The sequence below is a fragment of the Oscillospiraceae bacterium genome, from assembly GCA_015067255.1.
Lineage (GTDB): Bacteria > Bacillota > Clostridia > Oscillospirales > SIG519 > SIG519.
Genome location: SVMS01000053.1, coordinates 1 through 3,498 on the forward strand (window position 1 = coordinate 1; position 3,498 = coordinate 3,498).

The following is a 3,498-nucleotide window of genomic DNA, read 5'->3' on the forward strand; positions in this document are numbered from 1 at the left end:
GATGCTCGCCGAATACATAATCGAAAATAAGGCAACCGTAAGAGCCGCCGCCAAGAAATTCTGTATAAGTAAATCGACGGTGCATAAAGACGTGGCGGAAAGACTCAAAAAGATAAATCCCACCCTGTACATAGCTGTAAAAGAGGTGCTTGATTTGAATAAATCAGAACGCCACATCCGCGGCGGACTCGCCACCAAAAGAAAATATAAAAAATAAAGGATGCGAATTTTCGCATCCTTTTTATATTAGGGCTTTTCTTTGTAAACTCTGACGTAATCCACGACCATTTCAGCAGGTAGAGCCTTGATGGACAGCACCGTTTTTCTCGCTCGGAACGTCACCCACCATCATTCAGAAAGCACCCTAAGTACCCGGTGGAACGGGGAACTTAATCAATGCCTCGTAGTAAGCATAGCCTTCCTCGACTTTTCAAAAGATAGAGTACCGCATCCGGCGAACAGCAAAATACAAGATATCACCAAAATAATACTCTTAAATAATAAAGAAAATCTTTTCATAACAATCTCCCGAGCTTTTATACTAAATAAATATCATAAATTCCCGTAAAAATCAACAATAGCCTTTGGAGAAAAAATACGTTTTAGGTTGCAAATGTCAAGAGGAAAAGCGAATAATTTAAAAATTTTTATTACGCCTTGACTTCCGTCACGATATACTTCGTATATCTTGCGAAAGCTCATCCCTCATCGGGCACGGCTTTCCCGATTAGAAAAAAGTGAGGACAATTCTGCTTCAAAGAGCTCAGACGAAGTCTTATAGTTATGTATCTTCCTTGGGTATTCGTTTATCCAGCTTTGAAGGTGATATATATCTTTATCCGAAACCTTATCAAAACTACTACCTTTAGGATACCAATAGCGAATCAAACGGTTACAGTTTTCATTACTTCCTCTCTCAGAACTACAGAACGGGTGACAATAGTATATCTGAGTGCGAAGCTTACGAGATTTGCAAGATTTTTCGAGCTCATTGGTATAAGCAAACTCGGTACCGTTATCTACTGTTATACTCTTAAACATCTGACGGAACTGTACGGGACCATACATTTTTTCAAGTCTATCTAAATTCTTTACAACTCCTGCAGCTGTTCTATCATACTTTAGGATAAGCTCATATCTTGTTTTCCTCTCTGTGAGAACGAGAAGAGCTTGTCCTTTTTTATTTGTACCTATTACGGAATCCATTTCCCAGTGGCCGAAGTCAGAGCGAGAGTATATTTCTTTTGGTCTTTGTTCTATTGATTTTCCATATCTGTTTTTCTTTAGTGGTTTTATATGGTTGTATTGTCTTTTTCTTTTTCCTTTTAGTCTTAGGTTTTCTTTGGTTAAATTTATAAATAGTCCTTGGTTTATGTAGTTGTATAACGTGCTAAGAGATATTTTAGTTTTAAAATTCAAATTGTTGTTGCGAATATAAGCAAGTGCCGCAGCAGGTGAGTATTTTTTGTGAACTATCAATTCTTCAATGCAGGTGACAAAGGCATAATCATTCTGAAGCTTAAGCTGAGAACCTTTAGCGGAACTTCTCCACTTATGGTCTTTTTCTGCTATATCTGCTGAATACACTGACACCGTTTCAAATTCTGAAGTAAGCTTTTCATACATACCTCTTTTTAACTCTCTATATACAGTTTGGAAACTAACTTCTATCGTATCTGCAATTGCTTTAACAGGAACACCTTTACTATACAATTTTTCTATTATTATACGTTCTTCATAAGTAAGCTTTTTTCTACATCTCATAACACAACAACTCCAATATTTGACAATTTTCTTTTAGTATAGTAATATTATAAACGAGGTGAGATAAATGGAATTAGCTGAAATAGCATCGACAGCAACAACACTTGTAATATCAAATTTAATAATAGGAATCATAATTAGCGTAATATCATTAGTATTACATATTATTTTCATTATAAGAGTATGGGTAATAGTTAGATATCACTATTATAAAATCAAAGACGAGGAAAGAGCAAAGAAAATAAAAAGAGAATATCACGAACTAATCCAAGAAGAAAAAGAAACCGAAATAATAGAGAATTTCGAAGAACTTAAAAAAGAGGAAACAACAAAAGAAGAAAAAACACTAAAAGAAAAAGTAAATAGTTTTCTATTTAGAGAATAACTACAAAAAATATCTATCTAAGTATAGAAATATATGTACGTTAACAGAAGAAGAAGCCGAGGGCTATTCCTCGACCTCTTCTATTTCAATTAAATTTTCAGTTTGACAGTTTAACACTCGGGCAAGCTGATATAGCGTTATCGCTTGAGCTCTGTTTATATCTTTCGCGCCCTGCTCATAGTGTTGTATCATACGAACGCTAACTCCAGAGCGAGTTGCTAAATCAGTTTGACTTAATCCGGCGCTGACACGAATCCGCTTGAGATTACTCATTTCCTAAACTCCTTTAATCTTGTAAGTGTTTAACCTCATAGTCGGTCAACAGGTTTTCACAACCCGTTGCGTAAGGTATTCCGTTTTCGTCAAATTCAACATCGCTCGCATATATATTTCCATTACTGATGTTGGTTATCATTCGAATATTTCCGTTAAGAAAATAACAACCACCGATTTCAATATTTTCCTTTTTCATACTGCTTTTTCCTTTCTTCTAATGTTTAGCAAAAACAACTTCTTAAAAAATCCCTATGTTCTATCGCTTCTGTGTATGTTTCGCAGACTTTAGTTGCCTGAAATTCGTTTTCCGCATCTTTCCATTCACAACCACTTTTGGGAATCCAAGTGATAACCGTGTATCCAACCGAACCAATCACTACCCTGTACGCCTTTTCGGTTTCTTGAAATATCGCGTCCACACTTCCGCTCCATATATGCGGCGCGTTGTGCTCGCTTGCAACTTTTTGAAACAACCAATCTTTCATAACCAATCTTTTCATACTTCTTAGCTCCTTCTTTTTGGAGGTTTTCACCCTCTTGACATTATTTATTATACACCCATAGGTGTAGAAAATCAATAGGCAAAACGCACAAATCTTTATATTTGTTTTTGTTTATTTTACCGAAACCCCCCTTGTATACAACTTTTCAATAATCAAACATTCTTAATAAGTAAGCTTTTTTCTACATCTCATAACACAACAACTCCAATATTTGACAATTTTCTTTTAGTATAGTAATATTATAAACGAGGTGAGAATAAATGGATATTTTAAAAATAATAATAGCAATGCTTATTATTGTCATTGTAATAACAGTAATAAAGTTAATTATAACAATAATTTACGATATAAGAAAATACATAATAGTAAGAGAAGAATATAAAAAAATTAAAGAAGAAAGAAAAAATAAAGAATGAAAAAACACCGCACACTTCGTTTTGTGCGGCGTTTTTTTGTTAAGGTTCTTTGACTTCCTCGGTATTATACTTGAATACCTTTTTCTTTAACTCCTTGGTAGAGAAACTATTGAAAAGATGCCAATAAAACGGAGCAAATATGTATCTGTTTCCG

The 3,498-nt window shown here is 34.6% G+C and carries 6 protein-coding genes; 2 read left to right on the forward strand and 4 right to left on the reverse strand.

Annotation, left to right across the window (positions count from 1 at the left end; all coding sequences use genetic code 11):
- Position 1 precedes the first annotated feature (1 nt).
- Positions 2–217 carry a sporulation transcriptional regulator SpoIIID gene (gene spoIIID / locus E7480_08575; GenBank protein MBE6904641.1) on the forward strand — a complete coding sequence of 72 codons (216 nt, stop codon included), beginning with the start codon at positions 2–4 and terminating at the stop codon, positions 215–217.
- Positions 218–705: 488 nt separating this feature from the next.
- Here spoIIID and E7480_08580 read toward each other — a convergent pair whose 3' ends face one another.
- The gene (locus E7480_08580; protein ID MBE6904642.1) at positions 706–1,764 is read right to left on the reverse strand and encodes an IS30 family transposase; all 1,059 of its coding nucleotides are present in this window, start codon (positions 1,762–1,764) and stop codon (positions 706–708) included.
- Positions 1,765–1,831: 67 nt separating this feature from the next.
- Here E7480_08580 and E7480_08585 point away from each other — a divergent pair, with 67 nt between their 5' ends.
- A complete protein-coding gene (locus tag E7480_08585; GenBank protein MBE6904643.1) occupies positions 1,832–2,149 on the forward strand; it encodes a hypothetical protein in 318 nt (105 codons plus the stop codon).
- Between the two features lie 63 nt (positions 2,150–2,212).
- On the opposite strand, the gene E7480_08590 is transcribed toward E7480_08585, so the two are convergent.
- Genes E7480_08590 through E7480_08600 form a run of 3 tightly spaced genes read right to left on the reverse strand, consistent with a single transcriptional unit; the run spans position 2,213 to position 2,925 of the window.
- Positions 2,213–2,422, reverse strand: a complete 210-nt coding sequence (locus E7480_08590) for a helix-turn-helix transcriptional regulator (GenBank protein MBE6904644.1) — start codon at positions 2,420–2,422, stop codon at positions 2,213–2,215.
- A 13-nt stretch (positions 2,423–2,435) separates the two neighbouring features.
- Positions 2,436–2,621 carry a hypothetical protein gene (locus tag E7480_08595; protein MBE6904645.1) on the reverse strand — a complete coding sequence of 62 codons (186 nt, stop codon included), beginning with the start codon at positions 2,619–2,621 and terminating at the stop codon, positions 2,436–2,438.
- A 25-nt stretch (positions 2,622–2,646) separates the two neighbouring features.
- Positions 2,647–2,925 carry a hypothetical protein gene (locus E7480_08600; GenBank protein MBE6904646.1) on the reverse strand — a complete coding sequence of 93 codons (279 nt, stop codon included), beginning with the start codon at positions 2,923–2,925 and terminating at the stop codon, positions 2,647–2,649.
- Positions 2,926–3,498 lie beyond the last annotated feature (573 nt).

What these genes read in the sequence shown, in the direction of transcription:
- spoIIID (MBE6904641.1), top strand. Translation starts at nt 2, where the DNA reads ATGCTCGCCGAATACATAATCGAAAATAAGGCAACCGTAAGAGCCGCC.
- E7480_08580 (MBE6904642.1), bottom strand. Translation starts at nt 1,764, where the DNA reads ATGAGATGTAGAAAAAAGCTTACTTATGAAGAACGTATAATAATAGAA.
- E7480_08585 (MBE6904643.1), top strand. Translation starts at nt 1,832, where the DNA reads ATGGAATTAGCTGAAATAGCATCGACAGCAACAACACTTGTAATATCA.
- E7480_08590 (MBE6904644.1), bottom strand. Translation starts at nt 2,422, where the DNA reads ATGAGTAATCTCAAGCGGATTCGTGTCAGCGCCGGATTAAGTCAAACT.
- E7480_08595 (MBE6904645.1), bottom strand. Translation starts at nt 2,621, where the DNA reads ATGAAAAAGGAAAATATTGAAATCGGTGGTTGTTATTTTCTTAACGGA.
- E7480_08600 (MBE6904646.1), bottom strand. Translation starts at nt 2,925, where the DNA reads ATGAAAAGATTGGTTATGAAAGATTGGTTGTTTCAAAAAGTTGCAAGC.